Origin of the sequence: Staphylococcus hsinchuensis, from assembly GCF_038789205.1 — a bacterium.
GTDB classification, from domain to species: Bacteria; Bacillota; Bacilli; order Staphylococcales; family Staphylococcaceae; genus Staphylococcus; species Staphylococcus hsinchuensis.
Genome location: NZ_CP128355.1, coordinates 1,186,371 through 1,210,119, shown reverse-complemented (window position 1 = coordinate 1,210,119; position 23,749 = coordinate 1,186,371). Strand labels below are relative to the sequence as shown.

At 34.8% G+C, this 23,749-nt stretch carries 25 protein-coding genes; 1 reads left to right on the top strand and 24 read right to left on the bottom strand.

The features are described from left to right. Together QQM35_RS06130 and QQM35_RS06125 are read right to left on the bottom strand one after the other, a co-directional pair. Window positions 1–780, bottom strand: a complete 780-nt coding sequence (locus QQM35_RS06130; protein WP_251519299.1) for a TIGR01457 family HAD-type hydrolase — start codon at window positions 778–780, stop codon at window positions 1–3. A gap of 6 nt (window positions 781–786) precedes the next feature. Beyond that, the gene (locus tag QQM35_RS06125; protein ID WP_251519297.1) at window positions 787–1,218 is read right to left on the bottom strand and encodes a DUF86 domain-containing protein; all 432 of its coding nucleotides are present in this window, start codon (window positions 1,216–1,218) and stop codon (window positions 787–789) included. A 152-nt stretch (window positions 1,219–1,370) separates the two neighbouring features. Here QQM35_RS06125 and QQM35_RS06120 point away from each other — a divergent pair, with 152 nt between their 5' ends. Further along, window positions 1,371–1,637 (top strand): DUF3055 domain-containing protein, encoded by a 267-nt coding sequence (locus tag QQM35_RS06120; RefSeq protein WP_251519295.1) that lies wholly within the window; start codon window positions 1,371–1,373, stop codon window positions 1,635–1,637. A 69-nt stretch (window positions 1,638–1,706) separates the two neighbouring features. Here the strand turns inward: QQM35_RS06120 and QQM35_RS06115 are convergent, their stop codons facing one another. The 22 genes from QQM35_RS06115 to QQM35_RS06010 form a co-directional block, all read right to left on the bottom strand. Next, complete coding sequence (locus QQM35_RS06115; protein ID WP_251519293.1) at window positions 1,707–2,093, bottom strand: YutD family protein; 387 nt, start codon at window positions 2,091–2,093, stop codon at window positions 1,707–1,709. Window positions 2,094–2,318: 225 nt separating this feature from the next. Continuing rightward, window positions 2,319–3,251 (bottom strand): lipoyl synthase, encoded by a 933-nt coding sequence (gene lipA / locus QQM35_RS06110; RefSeq protein WP_251519291.1) that lies wholly within the window; start codon window positions 3,249–3,251, stop codon window positions 2,319–2,321. A gap of 83 nt (window positions 3,252–3,334) precedes the next feature. Next, window positions 3,335–4,651: a bifunctional UDP-sugar hydrolase/5'-nucleotidase gene (locus QQM35_RS06105; protein WP_342610276.1), complete on the bottom strand. Its 1,317-nt coding sequence runs from the start codon at window positions 4,649–4,651 to the stop codon at window positions 3,335–3,337. A gap of 21 nt (window positions 4,652–4,672) precedes the next feature. Then, window positions 4,673–5,500: a sulfite exporter TauE/SafE family protein gene (locus QQM35_RS06100; protein ID WP_251519534.1), complete on the bottom strand. Its 828-nt coding sequence runs from the start codon at window positions 5,498–5,500 to the stop codon at window positions 4,673–4,675. Between the two features lie 7 nt (window positions 5,501–5,507). Next, window positions 5,508–6,356 carry a DUF72 domain-containing protein gene (locus QQM35_RS06095; protein ID WP_251519533.1) on the bottom strand — a complete coding sequence of 283 codons (849 nt, stop codon included), beginning with the start codon at window positions 6,354–6,356 and terminating at the stop codon, window positions 5,508–5,510. Window positions 6,357–6,861: 505 nt separating this feature from the next. Beyond that, window positions 6,862–7,926 (bottom strand): NAD(P)H-dependent flavin oxidoreductase, encoded by a 1,065-nt coding sequence (locus QQM35_RS06090; RefSeq protein WP_251519288.1) that lies wholly within the window; start codon window positions 7,924–7,926, stop codon window positions 6,862–6,864. Window positions 7,927–7,966: 40 nt separating this feature from the next. Further along, window positions 7,967–8,986 carry a hemolysin family protein gene (locus tag QQM35_RS06085; RefSeq protein ID WP_251519286.1) on the bottom strand — a complete coding sequence of 340 codons (1,020 nt, stop codon included), beginning with the start codon at window positions 8,984–8,986 and terminating at the stop codon, window positions 7,967–7,969. 380 nt (window positions 8,987–9,366) lie between these two features. Then, window positions 9,367–9,558: a hypothetical protein gene (locus tag QQM35_RS06080; protein WP_342610275.1), complete on the bottom strand. Its 192-nt coding sequence runs from the start codon at window positions 9,556–9,558 to the stop codon at window positions 9,367–9,369. Window positions 9,559–9,746: 188 nt separating this feature from the next. Further along, entirely contained in the window at window positions 9,747–9,881 is a 135-nt protein-coding gene (locus tag QQM35_RS06075) for a hypothetical protein (protein ID WP_342610274.1), read from the bottom strand. 909 nt (window positions 9,882–10,790) lie between these two features. Next, complete coding sequence (locus tag QQM35_RS06070) at window positions 10,791–12,245, bottom strand: N-acetylmuramoyl-L-alanine amidase (RefSeq protein WP_342610273.1); 1,455 nt, start codon at window positions 12,243–12,245, stop codon at window positions 10,791–10,793. A gap of 12 nt (window positions 12,246–12,257) precedes the next feature. Then, window positions 12,258–12,509: a phage holin gene (locus tag QQM35_RS06065; protein ID WP_342610272.1), complete on the bottom strand. Its 252-nt coding sequence runs from the start codon at window positions 12,507–12,509 to the stop codon at window positions 12,258–12,260. A 56-nt stretch (window positions 12,510–12,565) separates the two neighbouring features. Further along, window positions 12,566–12,712, bottom strand: coding sequence for an XkdX family protein (locus tag QQM35_RS06060; protein WP_342610271.1), 147 nt, complete (start codon window positions 12,710–12,712; stop codon window positions 12,566–12,568). Further along, entirely contained in the window at window positions 12,705–13,037 is a 333-nt protein-coding gene (locus QQM35_RS06055; RefSeq protein WP_342610270.1) for a hypothetical protein, read from the bottom strand. The genes QQM35_RS06060 and QQM35_RS06055 overlap by 8 nt, the downstream gene beginning before the upstream one ends. Before the next feature lie 11 nt (window positions 13,038–13,048). Further along, complete coding sequence (locus QQM35_RS06050) at window positions 13,049–14,353, bottom strand: BppU family phage baseplate upper protein (protein WP_342610269.1); 1,305 nt, start codon at window positions 14,351–14,353, stop codon at window positions 13,049–13,051. 55 nt (window positions 14,354–14,408) lie between these two features. Further along, window positions 14,409–16,220, bottom strand: a complete 1,812-nt coding sequence (locus tag QQM35_RS06045) for a glucosaminidase domain-containing protein (protein WP_342610268.1) — start codon at window positions 16,218–16,220, stop codon at window positions 14,409–14,411. A 524-nt stretch (window positions 16,221–16,744) separates the two neighbouring features. Continuing rightward, window positions 16,745–17,140, bottom strand: a complete 396-nt coding sequence (locus QQM35_RS06040) for a hypothetical protein (RefSeq protein ID WP_342610267.1) — start codon at window positions 17,138–17,140, stop codon at window positions 16,745–16,747. After that, complete coding sequence (locus QQM35_RS06035) at window positions 17,124–17,546, bottom strand: hypothetical protein (RefSeq protein ID WP_342610266.1); 423 nt, start codon at window positions 17,544–17,546, stop codon at window positions 17,124–17,126. Before QQM35_RS06035 ends, QQM35_RS06040 begins: the two co-directional genes overlap by 17 nt. A 21-nt stretch (window positions 17,547–17,567) precedes the next feature. Then, window positions 17,568–18,191: a poly-gamma-glutamate hydrolase family protein gene (locus tag QQM35_RS06030; RefSeq protein WP_342610265.1), complete on the bottom strand. Its 624-nt coding sequence runs from the start codon at window positions 18,189–18,191 to the stop codon at window positions 17,568–17,570. A gap of 55 nt (window positions 18,192–18,246) precedes the next feature. Further along, a complete protein-coding gene (locus tag QQM35_RS06025; protein ID WP_342610264.1) occupies window positions 18,247–19,482 on the bottom strand; it encodes a BppU family phage baseplate upper protein in 1,236 nt (411 codons plus the stop codon). Between the two features lie 12 nt (window positions 19,483–19,494). Beyond that, on the bottom strand, window positions 19,495–21,366 hold the full coding sequence (locus QQM35_RS06020) for a M14 family metallopeptidase (protein WP_342610263.1): 1,872 nt from the start codon (window positions 21,364–21,366) through the stop codon (window positions 19,495–19,497). Between the two features lie 12 nt (window positions 21,367–21,378). Continuing rightward, window positions 21,379–22,779, bottom strand: coding sequence for a DUF7643 domain-containing protein (locus QQM35_RS06015; RefSeq protein WP_342610262.1), 1,401 nt, complete (start codon window positions 22,777–22,779; stop codon window positions 21,379–21,381). A gap of 9 nt (window positions 22,780–22,788) precedes the next feature. After that, window positions 22,789–23,739, bottom strand: coding sequence for a phage tail domain-containing protein (locus QQM35_RS06010; RefSeq protein ID WP_342610261.1), 951 nt, complete (start codon window positions 23,737–23,739; stop codon window positions 22,789–22,791). Window positions 23,740–23,749 lie beyond the last annotated feature (10 nt).

The window sequence follows — 23,749 nt, the reverse complement described above, 5'->3', positions numbered from 1 at the left end:
CTATTTTTCTAATTCGTTTATAACTTCATTTAAATCTTTAAAGCTGTAAGTTGGTGCTATATCTTTTTGTTCTATCTCAGATTTTGTAGTAACACCTGTCTGTACATGAATCGTATCGATATTTGCGTTAATACCAGACATAATATCTGTATCATACAAATCTCCGACCATCGCAACATCAGATAAATCCATATTCAATATATCTAAAGCCATGTCCATAATAATCGTTTGTGGTTTACCGATAAAGATGGGTTGTGTGCCTGTTGAAACTGATACGACACTAGTAATTGCACCATTTCCAGGTAAAAAACCTCTCTCTTTAGGTATAGATACATCTTGGTTTGTTGAAATAAATTTCGCACCATTTCTAACGCCTAACGTAGCAGTAGCTAATTTATCATACGTCACTTGTTCGTCTAAACCGATGACTACATAGTCTACGTGCTCATCCTCTTTAAGCACTAACCCTTTATCTGTTAGTGCCTTTGATAAACCTGTACCACCTAACATAAATACAGAAGCACCAGGTGTTAGCTCAGTTATATATTCCGCAGTAGCCAAAGCAGAAGTGATAACTTCCTCTTCTTTTGCTTCAATACCCATCGTTTGTAACTTAGATACTACATCTTTCGGTTCTTTAGTAGAATTATTCGTCACATAAAGATGTGGGATGCGTTGTTGATTTAAATATGAAATAAATTGCTTCGCACCATCTATCGGCTCATCACCTTTATATAATGTGCCATCTAAATCAATTAAATAAGCTTGATATGCTTTCACTCTATATCATTCTCCTTTTTGACCAAAAGCTGTAATCGGTACATTTTCATTGTCTAAAAATTGCACGACCTCTTCAATAAATTGTTGATAATATTGAAGGGCTTCATCAAATAATGGTATTAGTTGTGTCGTATCTAGTTCATCATACTTATGAACAAATTGTTTACGCACATCAACAGTTTGATTGATTTGGGTTTGTGTATCTTTTGATATCACACCTTCAAGTTCCATGATATCAATCACATCTTTATAGTTACCAGGATCCCTTAATATAAAGCCGTCGATAATCATATTACCAATGTCGACGGATGATTCTATCAACATCTGTGCAATTCGTTCAAATGCATAATAATTATCTTTATTTTTTGGATAATCCTTGATGAGTTGTTGTAAATAGTTCAATTTTTTACTAAGTTGTTGTTTATTAACAAAATACATTTGCGTCACTCCTAACACTATTATCTTACCATATCTTTACAGGCTAAATCATTTATGGTTATACTGAAAAGCATGATGAATCTTAGGATTTTCGACCACTTTAATTTAACAGTAAATTAATGGTTCAACCATGATGATAAGGAGCTATTATTATGATAGATATGTTCTTATATGATGATGACGAAACATCACAAGTACAATTTGTCGGTTTCGTCGGTGATCATAGCCGTTATGATCTCATGCTTGTTCAAACAGATCGCCACTTCGGTAAGACCATCGTTCTGAATATGCAAACGAATAAGTTTGGTATTATCGGTACAGATGATTTAGAAGAAGAAGGCTATATCGCCCATATTCTTGGCGTTTCTGAAGAAGAAGGCAATGAAATCACAGAATATTTACAAGAAGTAATTCAATAGTCAAAAAGCTAGGAATGAGATGAAATAACATCGTTCATTCCTAGCTTTTATTTTTTGATCACTTATTAATTATGGGTGCTCATTTTCTTGGATTGTCGGTTTTATCTTTACATCTTGCAGTTTATCCTGCTCCGTCACTACCTCAGTCTCTACTTCCTCAGCATTTTCGCGTTTTAGTTCACGATGGGGTATGCGTTTTACAATAAAGTAAGGACAACCGAAATTACAGTATTCTAGTAAGTAGTCTTGTATAGTAGAAAATCGCTTACTTACCTCTGCTTTCTTATTACTATCTTTGTAAAACCCTTTAAGTCTGAGTTGTTCGTAGCCATAATCACCAACGATAAAATCGTATTTATCTAATATTTCTGAGTAACGGTTCGCAAAATGCGTTTCATCAAAGCACTCTCTATAATCTTCTATCAATTCGAAGTAGAGATTATTTATCTTTATCATATAATTCACCTATTTTAATCCTCTATTTAAACATACCATAGCTTTTTAAGCCTTATTCATCAACTATTTATACTATATCATAATAAAATTTTATCAGTTGAATCGTAATCGTCCAAAGTAATACCTATGTATTTATTGCGAAATAAAGACTTAGTTCATACAAAGCAACACATTTTTATCAGTTGCCTTATAAATTGAACTAAGTCTTCAATTCATTTTATATTTTTATTTCATATTTTGTTCTTTTTGAAGTTGTTCTTCACCCATACGGTGTTTTTCTTTAGCTGCTTCGTTAACTTGTTCGTCTGCATGGTAAGAACTTCTAACTAATGGCCCTGCTTGGCAATGTTTGAAACCTTTGTCCATTGCAATTTTTCTTAATTTACCGAATTCTAATGGTGTGTAGTATTTCTCAACCTTTAAGTGTTTACGTGAAGGTTGTAAATATTGACCAATTGTTAAGATGTCTACATCATTCGCGCGTAAGTCATCCATTGTTTCTAATATTTCTTCATGTGTTTCACCTAGTCCAACCATTAAACTTGATTTTGTAGGGATATCTGGTTGTAATTCTTTAGAACGTCTTAAGAATTCTAAAGTACGATCATACGTAGCACGTGCACGGACTCTAGGTGTTAATCGACGAACAGTTTCAATGTTGTGGTTAAGAATATCAGGTTTAGATGCCATTAACGTTTCTAACGCTTCAAAATCTCCGCCCATATCTGATGGTAAAATCTCGATTGAAGTGTATGGATTACGTTCACGTACTTTACGTACAGTTTCCGCATACACATTTGAACCAGCATCTCTTAAATCATCTCTTGCTACAGCTGTAATAACAACATGCTTCAAGTTCATTAATTCAACTGATTCAGCTACTCTTTCTGGCTCATCTAAGTCTAATTCATTAGGAAGTCCCGTTTTAACAGCACAGAAACGGCAAGCACGTGTACATACCGCACCTAAAATCATAAATGTTGCAGTACGACGTTCACCCCAACATTCGTGTATATTTGGACACTTTGCTTCTTCGCAAACAGTGTGTAAGTTCTTTTCTCTCATCATTTTTTTAAGACCAGTGTAATTCTCGTTAGTATTTAACTTGATCTTCAACCAATCCGGTTTACGTAGAATTTCTTCATTTTTTGTAGCCATATCAGCAAAATCCTCCCGATTTCAAATTTATCCTCATTATAACAAATATAATTTATTTTAAAACGTAAATCGCTTACAAACTATTACGTGAGTAATGCATTTTTAAAAATATCTCGTAAAAATTCTGGCATCAAATATTCTATAGATTGCTCTTTTAACATCGGGAAATAGCGTCCGAATGTATACATATCTACTGTGCCCAATATATATGTTTCATCGTCTTGTATCTCTTCATCCCCAATAAAATATCGCGATTCTGATTCAATTAAACCGATATTATATAAAATATATCCGCCAAAGATATCACCTCTAAATCCTAATCCTTGCGCATGTTCATTTATATATTCTTGCTTTTGACTTTTAATTATAACATCTTTCAATACTTTACCGGAGAGTTTAACACGAACAAGATTAATAGGATGTGGCAACATTTGATGGATATTGTACTCTGTAACTTGATCTGCAATCATATCACGCACAACTAAGCCAGCGTTAATAATTGTACCATCTGCTTGAGTGAATTCGAACACACTTTTAGCTAACATATATGATGCTTGTGAAATAGAATCGGTGTGTCGAGGTAAGTTAACAGGTCTATCAATTACCGGTTCACTCAATAGTCGTTTACTTTCTTCAGCAAAGTGCGTCTCAACATCAGGCAATGTTTCTACAGGATGTATCTTTGCTGTTTTATTTACGACCGTTTTATTTTCAATCTCTAATGTAACTTCTCCTACAAAGTGACCGTATTTTCCGGCTGCAGCCATTAATACACCGTTATTCATTTCTCCATTTTCAAAATAGTGGTGTGTATGACTACCTAATATGAGGTCAATTTCAGGTATTTCTTGGCACAACTTTTCATCGAAGAATATACCAACGTGACTCATCACAATTAGGATGTCGTACTGTCCTTGTTGCGCGTTAACTTCATCTTTTATCGCTTGTAGTGGATCCGTTACGAGCCAATTTAATGCACGATAGAAAGGCGTAAACTGTGCGGTTGCAGCTACAAACAAAATACGAACGCCATCAATTTCTTTAATATATGATGACGAAATATGGTTTGGTAATTGTCCTTGCTCATCAAACACATTGGCACAAGTGATATCAAATTGTGCATCATTATATAGATTGTTTAAAGCTTCATGAGAAATGGTCATGCCTTCATTGTTTCCTATAGTAGCTAAATCACACTGTGCTTTGTTTAATAATTCAACATTTCTTAATCCCATCGTTGCTTCTGTGACGGGAGCGGATAAATCAACATGATCGCCGATATCTAAATAGAGTGAGGGGTGTGTAAGCTTTGGACGTGCTTCGGCTAAATATGCTGAAATCCTAGCATATTCATGGAGATGACTGTGTATATCATTCGTATGAAAAATTGTTAATTTCATCTTGGCATTCCCTCCTCTGATTTATAGCAATGATTTTATAATTAAGTATATACCCATCAGTAACATCATTGTACGTAATAACATCACGACGGTATCAGATTTCACTGATTGATTAATTTTAACGCCAATCTTCGCACCAATATAACTTGAAATGATAAGTACGATAGAGTATAACCATGCCACATGACCAAGTACAATATGACTAGCTGAACTCATGACACTTGAGAAGAAGATCATCATCATACTTGTACCTACAGCTACATGAGGCGGAAATCTAAATACTATAAGCATGAGTGGTGTCATTAATGCGCCACCACCAATTCCGAATAATCCTGTAAGTATACCGATAAAGAACGTTGCCACAAAGGCTACTAAAGGTGGCACACTGTAATGATATGTTTTACCTTCCCCATCGACATATGATTTTCGAAACTTTTCTTTATCAAATACTTTAAATGGTTTAATCTTATGTCTAACCATCAATAAGATTGCCACTAATATAAGAAATATCCCAAAGTATAAATTAAATGACTCAAGTGTTAAATAACGGCTCAATAACGATCCGATTAATGAACCAGGTAACAACCCAAATAGAAAAATAGATCCATTTTTAACATCAACTTGTTTCGTTTTTAAATAACCTAATGTGGAAGAAAGTCCTGTAACTATGAGTATAACAGATGAGGTACCTATCGCTATTTGTGGTGTAATACCCTTTAATAAATGATGGTCTACACCTAAAAATACTAATGTCGGTACGATGATTATGCCACCACCAATACCTACTACGGAACCTATAATCGCTGATAGCCCACCAATTAATATCAATAATAATATTGTTAACATGATATCGCTCCTAGAATAATTTTAACTGTTGCGGGGCCAATCCTTGGTAATCTATACCTAAGATTTGTTGATATGTTTTGGCATTCTGAGCTGCATGACCACCGGAATTATTATTAAACACAACGTATACTTTTTTAGCCTTCTGTTCTAAAATCTTTACTTTATTCGCTAAATCTGTAAGTTCTTGTTTATTGTAATCATAAAGATACCTGACATCGCGCCATGCTTCATCTGTCATATCTTTTTTCGTCCAACCATGTGCATTACGCCCATGATATCGTACAAAAGCGATATTATTAGTTATTCGATTAATAAGCGGTATTGAACCTTGACCCACTTGAGGCTCATCACAAACAGAATGAATAAGGTTCTGTTGTGTTAAGAAAGAGAGTGTTTCTTCTTTAAATTCTTTATTAAACCAAGACTGGTGGCGAAATTCAATACAGACTGGAAAATCCTTTAATTGTTCGCGGACATATCGTATATATGTAATATTTTGCACAGTACAATCAAACCAAGGTGGAAATTGTACTAATACCATTGCCAATTTCTGAGCTTCTTGAAGTGGTTGAATCATGCCGATAAATTGCTCAAATAAAGCCTTGCGAGATTCTGCATAATCTCGGTAATCAGCATGCAAAGTGAGTGCTTGATGTATTTTAACAATAAATTCAAATCGTTGTGGAGTTTCGTTAATCCATTTATTTATATTTCTATCTGGTTGAATTGCATAATAACTTGCATCCAACTCAACGATTGGGAAGTAACTCGCATATGTAATTAATTTGTCTGATTTGCGTTGTAAATCTTCATATAACGAATCGTGATCTCCCCATCCTGTAAGACCAATATTTATCATAGTATCACCAAAACTATGATACCATAGATGTTTTATTAAATTCACTTGTTTCATTTATATTTTCATAACTCAAACAGTCGTAACATGAGTTCTATCCATAGATTGAGTTATGGTAAACTATTCATCATTTTTTTCATTATACCTTTTAAATAAAAAGATAGTGCCACAAATTATAGGTATAAAAGCAGTAGCAATCGTGTAGTAATTTTTATGTTGGATTACACTTGGTAAACAAATGAGTATTATGAGAATACACAGTATTTGAATCATTATCACAATTTTCGTTGATTTATCCATTTTGATCATTACTCCTCTAACTTTAATTTGTATTAGAAAAGAGAGTAGAACAGAAATCGAATTTTCAAATGGTGATTTCGTACTCCCACCTCATCAAGGACGACAGGGATTGAAAAAGCTTAATATGAACGCTTTCTCAATTCATTCATCTACTGCATAGTTGACAAAAAGTCTGAGACATCTATTTTTGCCTCAGACTCTTTTTTACTTATTTTATTAAATCAGATGATTCCTTAATTATATTTTCAACTAATGTCGCAGCTGCTATAGCTCTAGCAAGTCTAGGACTTTGGCCACTCCATAAATGCGTCCATTCTTCCTTTCCTTCTTTAGCTGCTTTTTTTCGAATTGGATTGGTAAGTTGGTTTTGAATTGGATAATCTGGAATTTCATCATTGTATTCGTTCATTTCTTCAATAAAGGCATTTTTAATACCTCTTGCTGGCTTACCACTGAATACTTTAGTTACTACTGTGTCGGTTTCTATACTGTTTTCGATAGCATTTTTATATAAGTTTGAAGCACCGCTTTCATCAGTTGTTAAAAATGCAGTACCTAGTTGAACACCTTGAGCACCTAAGGCCATACTTGCTGTAAGACCTCGACCATCCATAATGCCACCTGAAGCGATAACTGGAATGTTTACATGATCCACTACTTGAGGTACCAACGACATCGTACCTATCATAGGCGTTTGACCATTATCACTCTCTGTAAAAGCACCACGATGGCCACCTGCTTCACTTCCTTGTGCAACAACTACATCCATACCTGCTTGTTCATTAGCGATAGCTTCTTCAACTGAAGTCGCTGTACCAATAACTTTAATGTTTCTCGCTTTAAGTTTTTCAATCACTTCGGCATCCGGGATACCAAATGTAAATGAAACGACCGGTACACCTTTTTCTATAATAATATCAATCGCATCATTAAATTTTTGTTGTTCATCAATGTTTACGACTGGTTCTTCTAAATCAAGTGCACGGCGATATGGTTTTAACCACGCTTGCATTTTCTCAACATTTTCAGGAATGTAGAGTTGTCCTCCCGGTACAAATAAATTTACAGCAAACGGTAAATCTGTGAGTTCTTGAACGGCTGTTATTTCATCTTCTAATTTCTCGGCGGTAAAATATCCAGCACCAATTGTTCCAAGACCTCCACTATTACTAACAGTAGCCACGAGCTCTGGTGTCGTACTACCAGCCATACCTGCTTGGACGATTGGGTATTTAACACCAAATATACGTGTAAACTCAGTAGTTAAATTCATAATCCTCACTTCCTTTCAAAATAAACATTGAAATTGATATTTATCGTTGACTGTGAGATTTCATTTGTTGACGTAACTTATATTCTTCCTCTTTATCCATTTCATCTTCAATTTCCATACCTAACATTTCTTCAATTAAATCTTCGTGCGAAACAATGGCATCAGTGCCACCATATTCATCTAACACAATCGCTAAATGTTTACGTGTGACAGTCATCTTTCTTAAAACCCATTCAGCCTTATTATGTTCATTAACAAACAATGGTTCAGAAATATAATTCATTATTGTATCTGATTGATTCCGGCTCCACGTAAGCAAATATTTCGAATGAAATACACCAATGATATCATCAATATCTTCGCCATATACAGGATAGCGTGTAAATGGATTAGAAGTAACCGTATCGTATGCTTCCTCATACGAAATATCCGAGGGGAAAGCCGTAACGTTAATTCTTGGCGTTGTATCAACATCTGTTATTTTATATTTTTCAAAATCCATAACGCCTTGAATGCGGTTATGTTCAATCTTATTGAATGCACCTTCGCTTTCAGCAATCGTAACAATTTGACGAATTTCTTCTTTAGAAAAACGCTGTTCATCCTTTTGCGCATTTGGTAATACATTCTTCATCGCATTCGTAAATCCATGTACAACTAATGTTAGAGGTGAAAATATAATGATAAATATAGTTAAAGGCCAATACACGAGACGTGAGATGGTATAAGGGTACGTTTCGGCTAGTGCTCTTGGTAATACCTCAAGTAACAGAAGCACCGCTAAAATAGTAATAATTGTTGCCCAAATAATATTAGTATCAGATTTCAATGTTAATATCGTCACTAAAGTAATCAACAAAACATTTGAAATGTTCTTCCCAATTAAAATTGTCGTAATCATTCGACGTGGTTTCGTTAATAATTTAGTAATGTTTTTTGATTTTTTATTTCCTTCTTCAGCTTCGGTTTGAAGTTTCAACCGATTCACTGCTGTTAAGGCTGTTTCACTAATTGAAAAGAAAAAAGAAGCAAATAAAAGTATGATTATCGCTATAATCATATAAGCATAACTCCTTAATTATATTAATTTTGATTACATCAATGTACAATTCCCTTTATCTTACATTATAAACGCTTACCCATCTGTATGCTAATTAACGTATAAACAATAAAAAAGCATGCGATGATGCCATATATAGCGTTATTGTTCTTTTTAATAACACTATTGTTAGCATCACCCATGCTTGTATAAAATATTCAGATGTGAAACATCAATGATATTGATTAACCGATTGAACCTTCCATTTCGATTAAAAATATAATTTATCTAAATCATGAGAATCAGAAACCGTTGTTTTATCGCGGTTTCTTTCTTTTTGTAACACTCTAATTTTTAAGTGCAAAGGTAAAATGGTATCAAAATTGGTATCAAAAAACCACCTAACTTTTTAGGTGGTTTATAGCATATTCGTATAATTTTTCTGTGGTTCTTAATGTTAAATTATCAATTTCACGACTGCCGTTTCTAATTGATGCTAGTGCGTTATGACTAACTCCCGTATCTTTATGGATTTGATAACTTGATAAATCACTATTAATTAACTTTTCAATCATTTTTTTATATTCTGACAAGCTCATCACCCTCATATTTATAACCTAATAAATTCATATGTTTTAAACGCATTAATTTTATTATTTCGGGTAATAACATGATAGTAACCAATATCAATATTAAACTTATTTTTAATTTCATTTGAAATTTACCACCCATCTATTATATAATAACCATGAAAAGAGGGAGGGGCTTACGCCCCTTAGGATTAATCATCTTTCTGATTATCTTTCTTGGCTTTTAGATAATCAAGGTGCCATTTTCTTAGTTGTTTTAAAATATCTGGCGTTTGTCGTATTGTTGCTAATATGATAAACGTCAGTATTTTTATGATGTCGTCCATATTTACCACCTCCTCTCATGGTGGTCTGTAAGGTGTATCTCAACCTTACATATATAATTACATTACACATATGTGTAATAGTCAACACTTTTCTTATATTTTTTATAAAAAAATTACCCACCTAACTTTTTAGGTGGGTTTTAGCATATTCGTATAATATCATTGCTTTTTTAAAAGTTATATTATCAAGTTTAACTTGTCCATTTCGTAATTTTGAAATTAGCGAGCGTTGTAAACCTGTGTCGATTTGAATTTGATTAGCTTTTATATCAGAAGAAAGCAAGCGATTAATTACTTGCTTAATTTCACTTGAATTGATTTGAAACACCTTCTTTCATAAAATCAAACAATGAGAAGAACATTTTTTATTTTTGTTTAAATATTTTTATCAGCTTATTTACATAAATAATTGTAATTATAACGTTGGTTATAATCGTACAAATAGTCAATATTTTAGATTTCTCTTGCATTTTTATCACCCCTATAATATATTATAGGCAAAGGGGCTAAGCCCCTTAGTGCCTATTTGAAAAATTCAACAAGCATGATAACAAGATTTTTAGCGATGTCTGTTATCAGCTGGAACTTTTCAAGTGTAGAAAGTTGGTCTTTATTTCTTTCAGTTCTTCTCATTGTTTGCACCTCCTTTCTACACTTATAATTATACTATTTATGTACCAATATTGCAACATGATATTGTAAGTTTTTCGGCACATTCTTCTAATTTTATGATTTATTTCATAATTTTTTAAGCACAAAAAAAGAGGCCGACCATAAGGCCGACCCCAGTATAATATAGTGTTATTGACAATTTTTTTGTAAAAATACATATCCACGATAATCTATATAGTATGATTATCTGGAAACAAGACATGGTCTGTCTATAGTTATTGTACTACAAATTTTACTTTAATACCACTTAATTGTGCCGAATAAATCTTTTTCATATTTAATTCGCCCTTTTAAATCTGTCATTTTAGTAATCGCACAATATACAAACTCACCATCTTGTTTAAATTTAATCCACCAATAATTATCCTTTTTCGTAATTGAAACAAACTCTACGCTATCATTCTTTTCTAACCATCGATCCCTATTTAATATTTGACCAGCCAAACCAGGTTGTTTACGTACTTTAATTGTTGTACCTGCATTAAACTTGCCTGACCAATCCCATGTTGTTTTAATCGTTTGTGTTTTGGCCACTGTGTTTTTCGTCTTTTCAACTGCTTTTTGTACAACGTTTTTACGTACATTCGGCACCCAGAAGCCAGCACAACCATAATAATTATCGACACGACGTTTAGGTGGTAAATTGGCTTGTCCGTTCAAATTTTGCTCTATAACTGTCTGCGTATTTCTATTTGCTTTTTCCACTATCCAAATGTGGCCATATTGATTAAAAGCAGGAGTTCCAAAAGTTGCTATACCGATTGAACCTTTAGGCGGTACAAAGCTAGGTGTATTTTTATGCCAAGTGAAATAAGGTTCAAGATTGTTATTGACATAATCTCTGGCATTACCCCAAGTTTGTAACTTACCGTCTGAAATAGCTATGATGTAATCTTTAACCACATCCACGCATTGTGCATTAAATCTGCGGTCCACATCAATTGCCCCCTTTTCCATCGGTAAAAATCCAGGTTCACGATATGTGCGTGATTTAACTCGATTAGGACTGTCTACAGTACCGTTTAAATAAGTTTTTAAACGCTTATTAATATAGCTTTGCGTTTTACCAATGGTTGTTTTGGGCTTTGATTTTGTGTCTGGTATTTCTATAGGCTTAACTTTTACATCTTTTTTATAATATTTAGCTACGATTTTATCAAGGTTTGATGTAGCACGTCCATAACCTGCAGCCTGTAACACATTGCCAGGGTCTTGCTTATTAGATTGAATATCTTGATGACCTGGCATCTCTGTCTGATAATGGATGTCATTTTTTTCTGCTAAATAGGCTAAAACTTTTGCGCCGTTTTCAAGTGATTTTTGAGAACGTTTTTTGTCAGTAAAATAACAGATTTCAACGCCAACGGCACCGTCGTTAGCGTCTACGCCATACCATTTATTATCTGTCGTTGCATTATATAAGACGTGCCACGCTTTCTCGTTTAAAGGTACACAGACAATCGCATGTTTATCATCCACAAACACATGAGCACTAGCTGTTTGACTAATATCAATATTGTAGGAATTACGATAGTAATCTACATTGTTTTGTGCTGTTGTGTTTATATTACCTGTGTCATGTGCAACTAAGAATTCAGGTTTTCCTTTACGTAATTTCTGACCACTTCTACGTGTACCTTTTGGCAATAACTGAAATTCAACAGGTACGCCTTTCCAACTTTCTTGACTCATCTATATCACTCCTTATTTTAAATCATTATTTTTTAATAATTGTTCTTGCGCTTTTGCTTTGCCTTTAATTAAATACGTGTTCTTATACACACCATACGCAGCGATAACGAAAGGAATTAACGTTGTTGCGAAATTTTGCCATGCTTCTAATTTTGATGGATCTAAAAACGGAACATCTAAACCGCTTGCTTTCAACGCTAAATATAAAGCACTCAACATCCCACCAATTAAACCAATCCATTGTTTTATTTTATCTGCAGACATTTTTTCACCTCCTTAAAATAAAAAAGCCGACTAACTGAATAGTCGACTTCAAACATTTACGCGTGTGCTTTTTCAGGATCATATTCAACACCTGTTAATTCTTTGTATTTTTCTGGTGTCACGTAACCTGTTTTAACAAATAATGCAAATTGTTCATTTGTATAAAAACCTAATTTATAATAACGGATTCCAATTTCACCCATTCGTTTCACCTTCCAACATTTTTAATGTTAAACTTGCCATTTCATTTTTTAACTGTTCAAATTCCTCTTTCGATTGAATTAATTGCATTGATAATTCTGCTATTTCTCTATCTTTTTTTAGACTTTCATTTTCTGGAGCGTCGGACGGTGGTTGTGATTTCTTCCATTCTTCATAAGGTGTACCAACCCATTCGCCACCGTCAAAATGTATCGGTTGATATAATCCATTAGGTGGTTGAATCTCTGTGTATTGTTCTGTATCGAATATGCCTGTTTTGATTAACTTCGGTGCTCCATCTGATTTATTAAATATTTGTTTATACATTATTTTCCTCCTTAAATATACCAAGTACCTGAAAATTGAACTATATCATCAGTAGACATTGATGTACTTGCATAATATCTCAAACTCCCATCGTTTGTTGGAAATATTAATATATTCTTACTTAAAGTAGAAACTCTTACTGAGAAAACAGGTATATTATTACCTATTATCTCCATTGGTAGTTTACTTAAAGTACCATTAAACCCACTAACATTTGTAATTGCTCCCCTTACGGTTACACTTTTTATTGTACCTATGGTTACAATTCTATAACTAGTTACTTGACCAAAACTGAAATTAGGTTGTGTTGAATTCTGTATATTATTTAAAAGTGTAAGTGGTATCCACCCTGTATCAGAGATATTTACATCACCTTTAGGTCCTTTCAATGCGTCTAATTGTGATTGTGTAAAGTCAGTATATTTAAATGGGTCACCTTTAGGTCCTTTTAAATTATTTAATTGCTCTGTTGTAAAATCAGTGTATTTAAAAGGTTCACCCTTTTCTCCATCTTTACCATTAACACCATCTCTACCATCTTTTCCAGGTGGGCCTTGTGGACCAGTTGGACCAATCGGACCAGTAGCACCTACAGGACCTTGAGCGCCCGTTTGACCTGTTGCACCAGTATCACCTTTAACCCCTTGTAAACCTTGGTCACCTTTTGGACCTTGCTCGCCTTTTGGTCCTTGTGGACCTGTTGCGCCAGTGTCTCCCTTGTCGCCTTTAGGTCCTTGTATACCTTGCTCGCCCTGTATTCCTTGAATACCTTGAGGGCCTTGGAATTGCTCATTATTATTTGAAAGATATGTTTGTAAGTCTGTCGTTAATTCCGTTTTAAATCCGTTATCAAGTAACACCGTTAAATCTTGGCTCATAATACGCTTTACAGTGTCTTCTACAAGGTTTACACTGATTTCTTTTTGTACAGCGTCCTCGATACCACTATCAACAATATTAAAAGCAAAATTTGCAACGTGTACACTTTCGTCTTGTGATTCTAAAAATAATTTACAGTTAACTGTGCCAGCGTGTTTTATAACGTTATCTCTGATGTCATATTGAACGAGCCCAACCTCAGGATTAACCAACTTTAAAGGCTCATCAATAAAGATTGAACCATCTTGTAAAAATAAATCTAATTTAGGTTTAAAGTTTGTTGTTGTTAAATTTACAGGCTGTTTATTCCAATTAATATAGATTCTGATAGATGCGGTTTGTTTATCTTCGGTGTAAAAATTAACGCCTATATTCCCAATTTTTACAGTTTTTTCGTTGATGTTAGTTATGACGTCTTTGGTTTTGTATATGGTCATTTGAACACCCTTTCTATATTAAACTAGGGCCACCCGCTGCCAGCGGATAGCCCTGTTATTGTTTGTATTTATCTCTTAAGAAGTATAAACCTCTTAAGCCTATATCATGATAAAGATTGTAAATTGTTGTAGCTTGGTGCTGCGCCCATCTGACGTCTGTTGCATATTGATGTGTGCCAGGGTGTTGTGGATTCCAGCGCATTCTGTAAAGCGTTTGTTGACCTTTGTCAATGAAATCTTGTCTTACGAACTTAGCGCCGCCGATAATACCCTTAGCGGGCGTTGTCCACCCTCTATTACGTGCTAAGGTGATTGAATAATTAGGGTTCCAGTCGTATGCACCTATACCAAAGTAATTATAAATACCATAGCGACCGCTCGCATAATTAGAACGGCCGTAGCCACTTTCTAGGAACGCGTGAGCAATTAAATAGATTTCATTTAACTGGTACTTTTTACAAGCGTAAGCGAATGCCTCGCCTTGTCCTGATAAGGTACCCTTACCTCGTAAGATTTGGTTGAGTTTGCTAACTGGTACACCTTGATACTTACCTAAGTTCAACATTTGATATTTTTGAACGCTACTATTCCAAATATCAAGAGAGTTCATTGCATTTAATGTCTGTGAGTATGACGCCCTGTACCAACCATTACCGTAGTTAATTTGTGGGTTTACATTTACTTGTATATTGACTGCACGGTTGAATGTGTAATTACTGTAAACTACTGTAACTTTAGGGGTTGTTGAAGTGCTTGAAGAAGTATCACTTTTACTTGTAGATGAATTGATATTGTCCCTATTTTTATTCTTAACTTCAACGTTAATTTTAGAACTTTTACTATTGTCTTTTGTAAGTTCAGCTAATAAAGTATCACGCTTGTTATAAAGCTCTAACAATGCGATACCTACCTTGTCGTACATTTCTTTTTGTGGGATACCTTTCACTACCATATCCCAATCGACATGTTCCCACATCGTACGCCAAATTTTAGGGTCAATATTGATATTGCTACGTTTGATTTCAACTTTCTTCTCTTTCATTCTAAAAACTGCCTCAATCATCGCATGTACTTCATTCAAAATAAAATCGGCTTTACTTGCACTTAAATCTTCACATACTTCAAGCACAATATTATCAGGATCACTAGGTACCTCAAAAACCATACGACGCGGAGCCCATATGTGATTACGATCTACATAAAAATGCGGATATTCTCGAATGCTTTTATATTTTTTTCTATCGTTATATAAATCTTCGACTGAGCTCATCATTTGCGCGTTACGTACTGTAATACCCTTAGGATTGTGTGGACGTTCCTTGCCTGTTGTAATGTAATGATCTATCGTTTTAGGGTATTTTGGTTTGAAATCGACAGCGCTTACTGTGATTTCTTTAACCTCTTTCCAATCTTTTTTGGTTGGTTTCTTTTCATCATCATCTTTAGTTGGTGTATTCGGTTTTGCACTGGTTGCACTCTCGGCTTTATACGGAGGTCTTACGAAATGCGTAACCATACCACCAGGTCCACCGTCGTAAGGGTGTTTGATTCTATAGCAAGCGCTACCCGTTGAGTTAGCAGTGTACCAATTCTGATCAGCCGAATAGAAAAAACTTTTAGTAGATGGACCAAGTACTATCGCTACATGTCCAGGGTTGGAGTTCGCCCACACTGCAAAATCACCAGGTTTAGGTATAAAGTCTCGCGTATTTCTATAAATTTTAAAATCATAACCGCGATAGTTACTTTTTTGTGCCATCGCATTCGCATTACCCCAAGTTATAAAACCCCAGTACCTTTTAAGAATGTAGTTAGGTAAGTCCCAGCATTGTGTAATATTATATTTAACGTCTTTCCCTGTAACCATTTCTGATTACGCTTGTATAACGTCAAATAGCTCTAATAAAAGAGCCTTACGCTTTCACGTAAGACTAGACTATATCATGGTATTATTTTAATTCATCTTTTTTCTTTAAATAGGCATTATAGGCATCTTCTGCAGTATCATAAACTCCAATATAATAAAATTTTTTATCTTTATAATACCTAGTGCGCAGTCCATCAATTGATGGCACTTAGTCGTTGAACCTTCCTCTACTATTACCGTAGAGGCTTGGCTGCTGATTGCCCAATCTTTAATATTTTTTAACTGTCACGCTTATCGTTACCGATTACGTTGTAGTTATTAAAGCTCTAAGGGGTTTCCAGCAATTCACACTATTTTACGGGCGCCAATTTAACGCCCGAACCGACCATCGACATCGGTACCTATACCGTTTTTAATAAGGTAATTACACCAATCGACGACATCACTCGCGCGAGGTTTACCGCTATCAGGTAATCCCATATATCCACCTCCAAAATAAAAAGCCAGTTACACATGTAACTGACTTAAAAAAATATTTTTGCTGCACCAATGGCGGCACTGATAACCCCAAAAATACCGGTTAAAATAATACCAATTATCTGAGCGTTACCTTTTTCTTTTTCATTGATAACACCTTGTACAATAGATAATTTTTCATCATGAGATTGTACTTTATACTTAATATCAAGAAACTCGGAACCAATTTTTTCCATCGTTGTATTTAATTTTTCGCCATTCTTTTCTTGTCGTTCTTGGGAGTCCAACATACGTTGTTGCAGGTCTGTTTGTCTTTCAATTTTGTTATTTAGTTCTGAAAATTTTTCATTGTATTTTATTTCATCATGGTTAAACCTTTCGTATATTTTACCTTTATCACGTTCGTACTCATGCTTTAAAACGAATTTAGTGTCGTCTGTCATAAATTTCGGCACCTCCCATAAAACCTATAGCGCCGCAAACCACTGTAAGTACAGAAAACTGTGCTGTTGATAACCAGTTGATTGAATTATAAATACTTGCACTTGTCATTAAAAAGTACAAGATTGCATTACCTAACCCACCTATGAGCATTAAAGTATTACATACGTTATTTACTTTCTGTCTTGGGATAAACCAAGCACTTGATGCTAAAATTAAGCTTAAAATCATCGCAATAATGCCCCAAACCCAAATAGGCATAATTTCATGTAGTGCTACATAAAACGGACTATCATTTAATACTTTTTCTTGTTCAGCAAACCAAAATAACCCACGGAATAATAAAAAAACGCCTAACCCGAAAACCAGGATAAACGTTTGTAGCTCATTAAAAGATGATTTACGCAAAATAATACACCTTCTTTCATATTAATTTACGTAACTTAGTGCTTTAGCTATTGCATTCGCATAATTTCGGAGGTCGTCGCTCCAATTTATACGACTTTCACGATTTGCACGACTAAAATCATTATTATTAAATAACGCTTTACGTTGCGCAGTAGATAACTCAAGTTGAACACCTGCACCACGTTTATTTTTATTTGTTACATTATCAATATCAACCCCACCTAAGTTTGATGGTGCGATTGTATTTTTAAAACCTGCTGTCGTTAAATATTGGCTAATCAACGTAACAAGTTGCTTATCACTGCCACCTATATAGGTGTTTTTCTCACTATCACCATAGCCGTGAATAGATACCGTGTGGTTCATTTGACTATTTAACGTTAGTAACAAAGGATTATCATAATGCGTTGATGTTACATGCAACTCTGTATTATCTGAGCTTTTTAAACCTTTGAAACTAAAATAATTAGAGTTTGTTATTTCTGCAGTATATTGTGCGAGTTCGGAAGTACCCGCTTCAATTCCACCGCCATGAATCGCTGTAATTAAGTTACTAGATTCACGATAATCTACACTAAACATAAAATCATTACTATCGTTATGCGTTCTTACCAACTCAGTCATAGAATTATATAAATCAGACATTTGTAGAACCTCCATCACTTAAACTGTCGCTCATGCTTACCGATTCGCTTGTACTTTATGATTCACTTTCTGAGGCATTTGCATCAGCATTTTCTAAATCTTCAGCTATAGCCTCCTGGTCGCTACGTGTAGTCACACTGTAACCGCTTGTGATTTCGACCCAGTCGCCCCAACCTGTAGTACTTCCCATCTTATTACGTGTGTACATCTTATGACGGTTATAAGGCATAAATATCACTTTCATATACGTTGAACTTCTCGCAAATACTTGTAAATAACCGTTATTACTATCTTCCTCAGGTGAGTTAATAGGCGCATAAACGTAATACCAACCTGATTTACTAATCCCATTCATTGTATACATGTCTAAGTTGTCAATTCGTGGAATATAACCATTTGCATCAGTTAATTGATAATTTTGTACAGCTAAACCGTTAAATTTTTCTTCAACTTTTTGAGCGATTAACGTATCAATATCAGTAAGTTCTGATTTACTAACAACATCGCTCGTATTTGCTTTTGTGTCGTTTAACGTTTGTATTTGTGCGTTTGTTGCATAAGTTCCCAGTATTTCATTTAACTTAGTAACTGTTACTAGACTATTTTCAGTACCATCAATATTATTATTTAAAGTTCTAATATTTTCATCGACTTCATTTGCTTTATTTGTGATGTTCTGTTGTGTTGCAGTAATGAAGTTTTTAACATCTTGAATCTGTGTATTAATTTCTGCTTTAAAATTTTGTATTTCGGCTTGTAGCATGGCGTCAGTTCGTTCGTCGATGGTGTCGAGTTGTTGCTCAATCTCATTGATGCGCGCGATTTTATTGCGTATTTCAGTTTCTAACTCATCAAACAAACGTATTTCTTTAATTTTGATTGAACCATCAATCTGATTAATTAACGCATCTTTTACATAAAACGTAAATTCATTTAATACCACTGTATCAGGTCGGCCAATAGCCTTAATATATATCTGACCTTTAACGTTGGTATTTGTTGCTGCAAGTAGAAAATTTTCATCTAAGGTTACGCGAATAATGCCGTTCAATGGGTCAATAAATTCAACTTTGACTTTCCCTGTCGTACTACCATTAGATGAAACAAAAAAAGCATAAGTTTCTGTATTTTGTGCACTAATTTCTAACGGGTACTCGTCGCGTTTGACCTGAAAAGTAAGTACGGCCGTATTAACGTCCATATTATAAAAGCTAATACCTTGCCCCGTCACTGGCTTTAGATAAGGTTCATCATGTACGAGTAACTTCGCCTCTTTTTGCATTCCGTCCATTTAAAAACCTCCTTAACGTCTATTAATTTTAATATCGTTTCTAATGTCGTAAGGCGTAGGTTTGTTAGGGTATATTTGTTTAAATGTTTCTTCTTTTTGATTGCCCATTGTTGCCGAAGTGAACATTTGTACTGCGTTATGACTGTGACTCGGTGTAAATTTAACGTTTAAAATCATATTTCTTACTTTAGCAACACCTTCCTTACGCATTACATCAACAGCAGGAAATACCTCATTTGTTCGATGTACGCCAGGTGGTGCAGTCGTTGAATACTGAACGGCTGCGACTGCGTTTATTGGTATCGTGTGTATCCCTTTTGTTAAACGATGTTCGACTTTAAACAATTGACGTCGTCGTGTTTTACCATTTCCAAAGAATGGATTATAGTTTTGAACGATTCCCGGATTTACACCGAACTTTGTGTCGCGATCAACTTCTACTGTGATAGAACCATTTAATTCTACAAAGCCATTAGCCGTTACTTTAAAACGTTGTTGTGTCATCAACATACGCTGGTAACTATCTTTAGCAATCAATGAAAATGGTTCTACGCCCGGTCCATTATAACGACTACTGTAAACAAAAGATTTTACGATAGGCTCGTTTGCTGTACGCCCATCCTCGCGTGATTCTGCTTGTGCTATTTTCAATATGATATTGCCAATAAAGTAAACAGAGCGCCACATTTCAGCAGCACCACGTGGAACGCCTGCACGTCCTTCATAGATTTCAGGAAGGAATGAAGTAATATCTTTTGTGATACCTACCCAGTTACTAAATGATGCTAATGTACTAGAGCCCCAAGTCACATAATCACCTGTGTCTTGCATCTCGTGCATCATTTCAGTTAAATCATTATTTTGTTGATTGCCAAAACGTGGATAAAATAGGCAGTAATCAGATACTTGACTTACAATATTATGACAATCCACATGACCAGTAACATGATCTATATTGCCGAACATATTACGCATGTTCTTAGATTCCGCTTCAGAAAATGCTTTAGAACCTGTACTACCGCCACCAGCTTTACTTGTACCGTATTTCCAGTTGTAGTCAAAGTTTCTATTTAAATCGACATTATTGACGTTCTCACGTTCGCTATTTGCAAAGCCCCAAGGGTTTACAATAGGTACTATAATCATGCGTACATTTTTACGTAAATAAGCAAGTTGTGAGTTTTTATACCATTGGTTTATAACTAAATCCATAAAATGGTAATTAGCGTAAAATGCGCTGTACTCATTACCGTGTATACATGATGTTAATACAATCGTTTTAGTGTAGTTCTCAGGTTCAAATATATAGCGATAAACACCATATTCACCCGATTGGTCTTTTCCTACATATTCCTTACGGCAGTATTGATTATCAACAAATGTGTCATAAGTTGCTTTTAAATTTTCAGTAGGATCATTAGTTGAAGGCATACCATTTACACCCGGTTCAGCACTCGGGATAAATGGCGGAGTGAATAAATAACTGTTATCATCAGCAACATTTAACTCTTTTTGTACTGAATCATCCATTTTGGTTAAATCATGGCGCAATCTTTCAGATAATAACGGATGATTAACACCGTCTAAGCTAGTACGACTATCACGTACTTCTTGTTGACCGTTTCCAATTGTTCCAAGTACTAAATTACGTATCCGTTGACTTTGATAAACTAACTCCTTAGCAACCGTAGTATCAGGTCCAGTTTGTAATTTATATAAAATTTGATGAGCATTGTGACTTGTAACATCACGATTTACATGTTTGTATTGCTCTTCTTCGAGTGCGAATAACATGTCGCGTATTGCCTTATAATTCAATTCGTTTTCATTTACAAACCGATAACCAAATAAGTTACTGAGTTTTGTATATATGGTTTTTCTCATCAATTAACCTCCTTACAGGTTATTTTGTATTTGTTCTAAAGTTTGCTCGATTGTTGCAAGTCGTTTTTTGTCAGTGGATGACATCAACCCTGATGATGAGTCAGTGGCTAGTGGTATAGCTGATTTATTTAACCCTTTACCTGTGATGATTGTTGTAAAATGTGCTCCTCCGTCATCGCTTATCTTTATCCCGTCTTTTTCGAAGGCAACAATCTCATCACCATCTACACCACGCAACCCACGACCGCTTGCATTTAAGGCTTGCGTCGAAGATATAGCATTCTGTGTACTACTTCGTATAGCATCGACCTGTGTCTTTGTACTTTTGAAATTACTTGAAAAACTTGTACCACCTCCAAGACCACCTACAACCTTGGCAGCATCACTAACACGACGCATATACCTATCACGGCGACTAAACTCACCAAGCACTACATCTTGTTTATAAATGCGGTTATTTTCATCGCGCTTAGTTTCAACTTCAACAATACGTACTTTATCGTTAATACCTATAATAGAGTGTTTAACGGGGACAATGTCAGCCACTTTAGGTATTGCCTCTTTAAAGTGTTCACGTAATACAATGAAGTCTAATGTTAGTGATGTTTTAGTAGTTTTTAATAGTCTCGCTTGTAGTTCTCTTTTCATAAGGTCCTGGTCTGTTATTTTTCCATTCATAAGAGGCTCAGCCTCGTATTTACCATATTTCTCAATGTCTGGGTGTTCATATTTCATGATAAGACCCGCTTGCTTGTAACCTTCTTCGTCGGTGTAGTCACCATAACCAACAACGTAATTAGCGTATTCGCCTGTATCTTCTTCGAGTTTCACGCTATTCGCGTTAACCTCGTCGGAAATATAATAGTTGGCTTTCTTTTGGACTTGAGGCGTTAAAACAAACTTATATTTTTCGGTTTTATTATCGAATTCGATATCATATTCAAGTCCGAAATGATCAAGGCCTTTTTTCAGCATTTCCTCAACCGTCGAACCTTCACCAGCATCTTCAAATTTTGACGCTGAGACATCGTGAGTTAATTCAAAATCAAGTCCTGTATTTTCAAAAATCATTTTGAAGTAATTTTCAGCAGTAAAACTACCACTTAAACTATCGTAAATGCGTTTACCTTTAATTAAGTCGGTTGCTTTATCACGACAAGCAATAGTAACAAATTGCTTTTTACCTCGACTTTCGCGGTCTACCATAAACACAACGTAAGGCCGTTTATCTCCAGCGCCCTCAACGTTAGTTATAATCCATTTGCTACCAATCGCACGTATAACATCGTAGTTATATTCATCTTCGAGCATTTCAAACTTAACAATAGTATCTTCGTTTAATTTATTTGTCTGTGTTGTGTTTGTATAAACGGGAATACCACGCCCTCTTGGTGGACTTATCAAAATTGGCAAATTTACCACCTACTTATAATAAAATTTCATATCAAAAACAACCTTTTTTACAACTTGATTGAACTCGAAATCATTCCAGCCATTTTTAAATTTTGGTTGAGCTAAATTACTCTCGTTGTTAATAGGTATACCGTTTCGATACGTTTGAATTCCGTCATATTCGATTTTATCGCCTTTTTTCAGTTCTATATCATCAATCGTCATTAAATCCGAATGAGTTAAATTCCATTGAAATGATTTAGTATCTTTACCTAAAATAATCGTGACTTTTTTATATAAATTAAATTGGTCGTTAGGTACGTCGCCATGATAGTAAACATAAAAACTATTCGTATTGTTAAATGTATATTGTCTTCTGTTATTCAATTCGTTAAATGGAAGTGAAGTATCATAAGCCCAATAAGCACCGTCTAAGTCACGTTCTAAATCGAGGCTAGTTCCAATACTTTCAGCGAAAGGTAACTCAACAGTCTCAAACTCTAAATCAAAAGCGACAATGTCGTCTGTTTTTTGTTCCGGGTTAATAACGCCAGTACATTTAACTTGATACCTTTTACCTGAAACAAGCACTTCATAATTATCAGGAGTATCGTTATATATAGGGTCACCAAATTCATTTATAGGTTGATATTCTTCTTCGGTCGGTTGAATAAAATCATAATTCTGACGACTTTTTCGACGTATCTCACGTACATAATATTGGTCTGTATCAACAACTAAGCTATAAAGTAAATCACGCATTCGAGGAATATCATTCATTTTTGTAACTTTAAAAAAAGCCGGCACCGTAATTTTACGTTTACGGTACTGGCTCGATAATAATAATCTTCCGTTATGATTTTCTTTATCTTCGTAATTGTCATCAATTTCAATACTTTCCACGATAATGTCTTTAACAATGATACCGAATTCACTCAATCGAAAAGGAGTTTCGTTCTTTCTTGTAATTTCTAAATCCATTCATTAACCT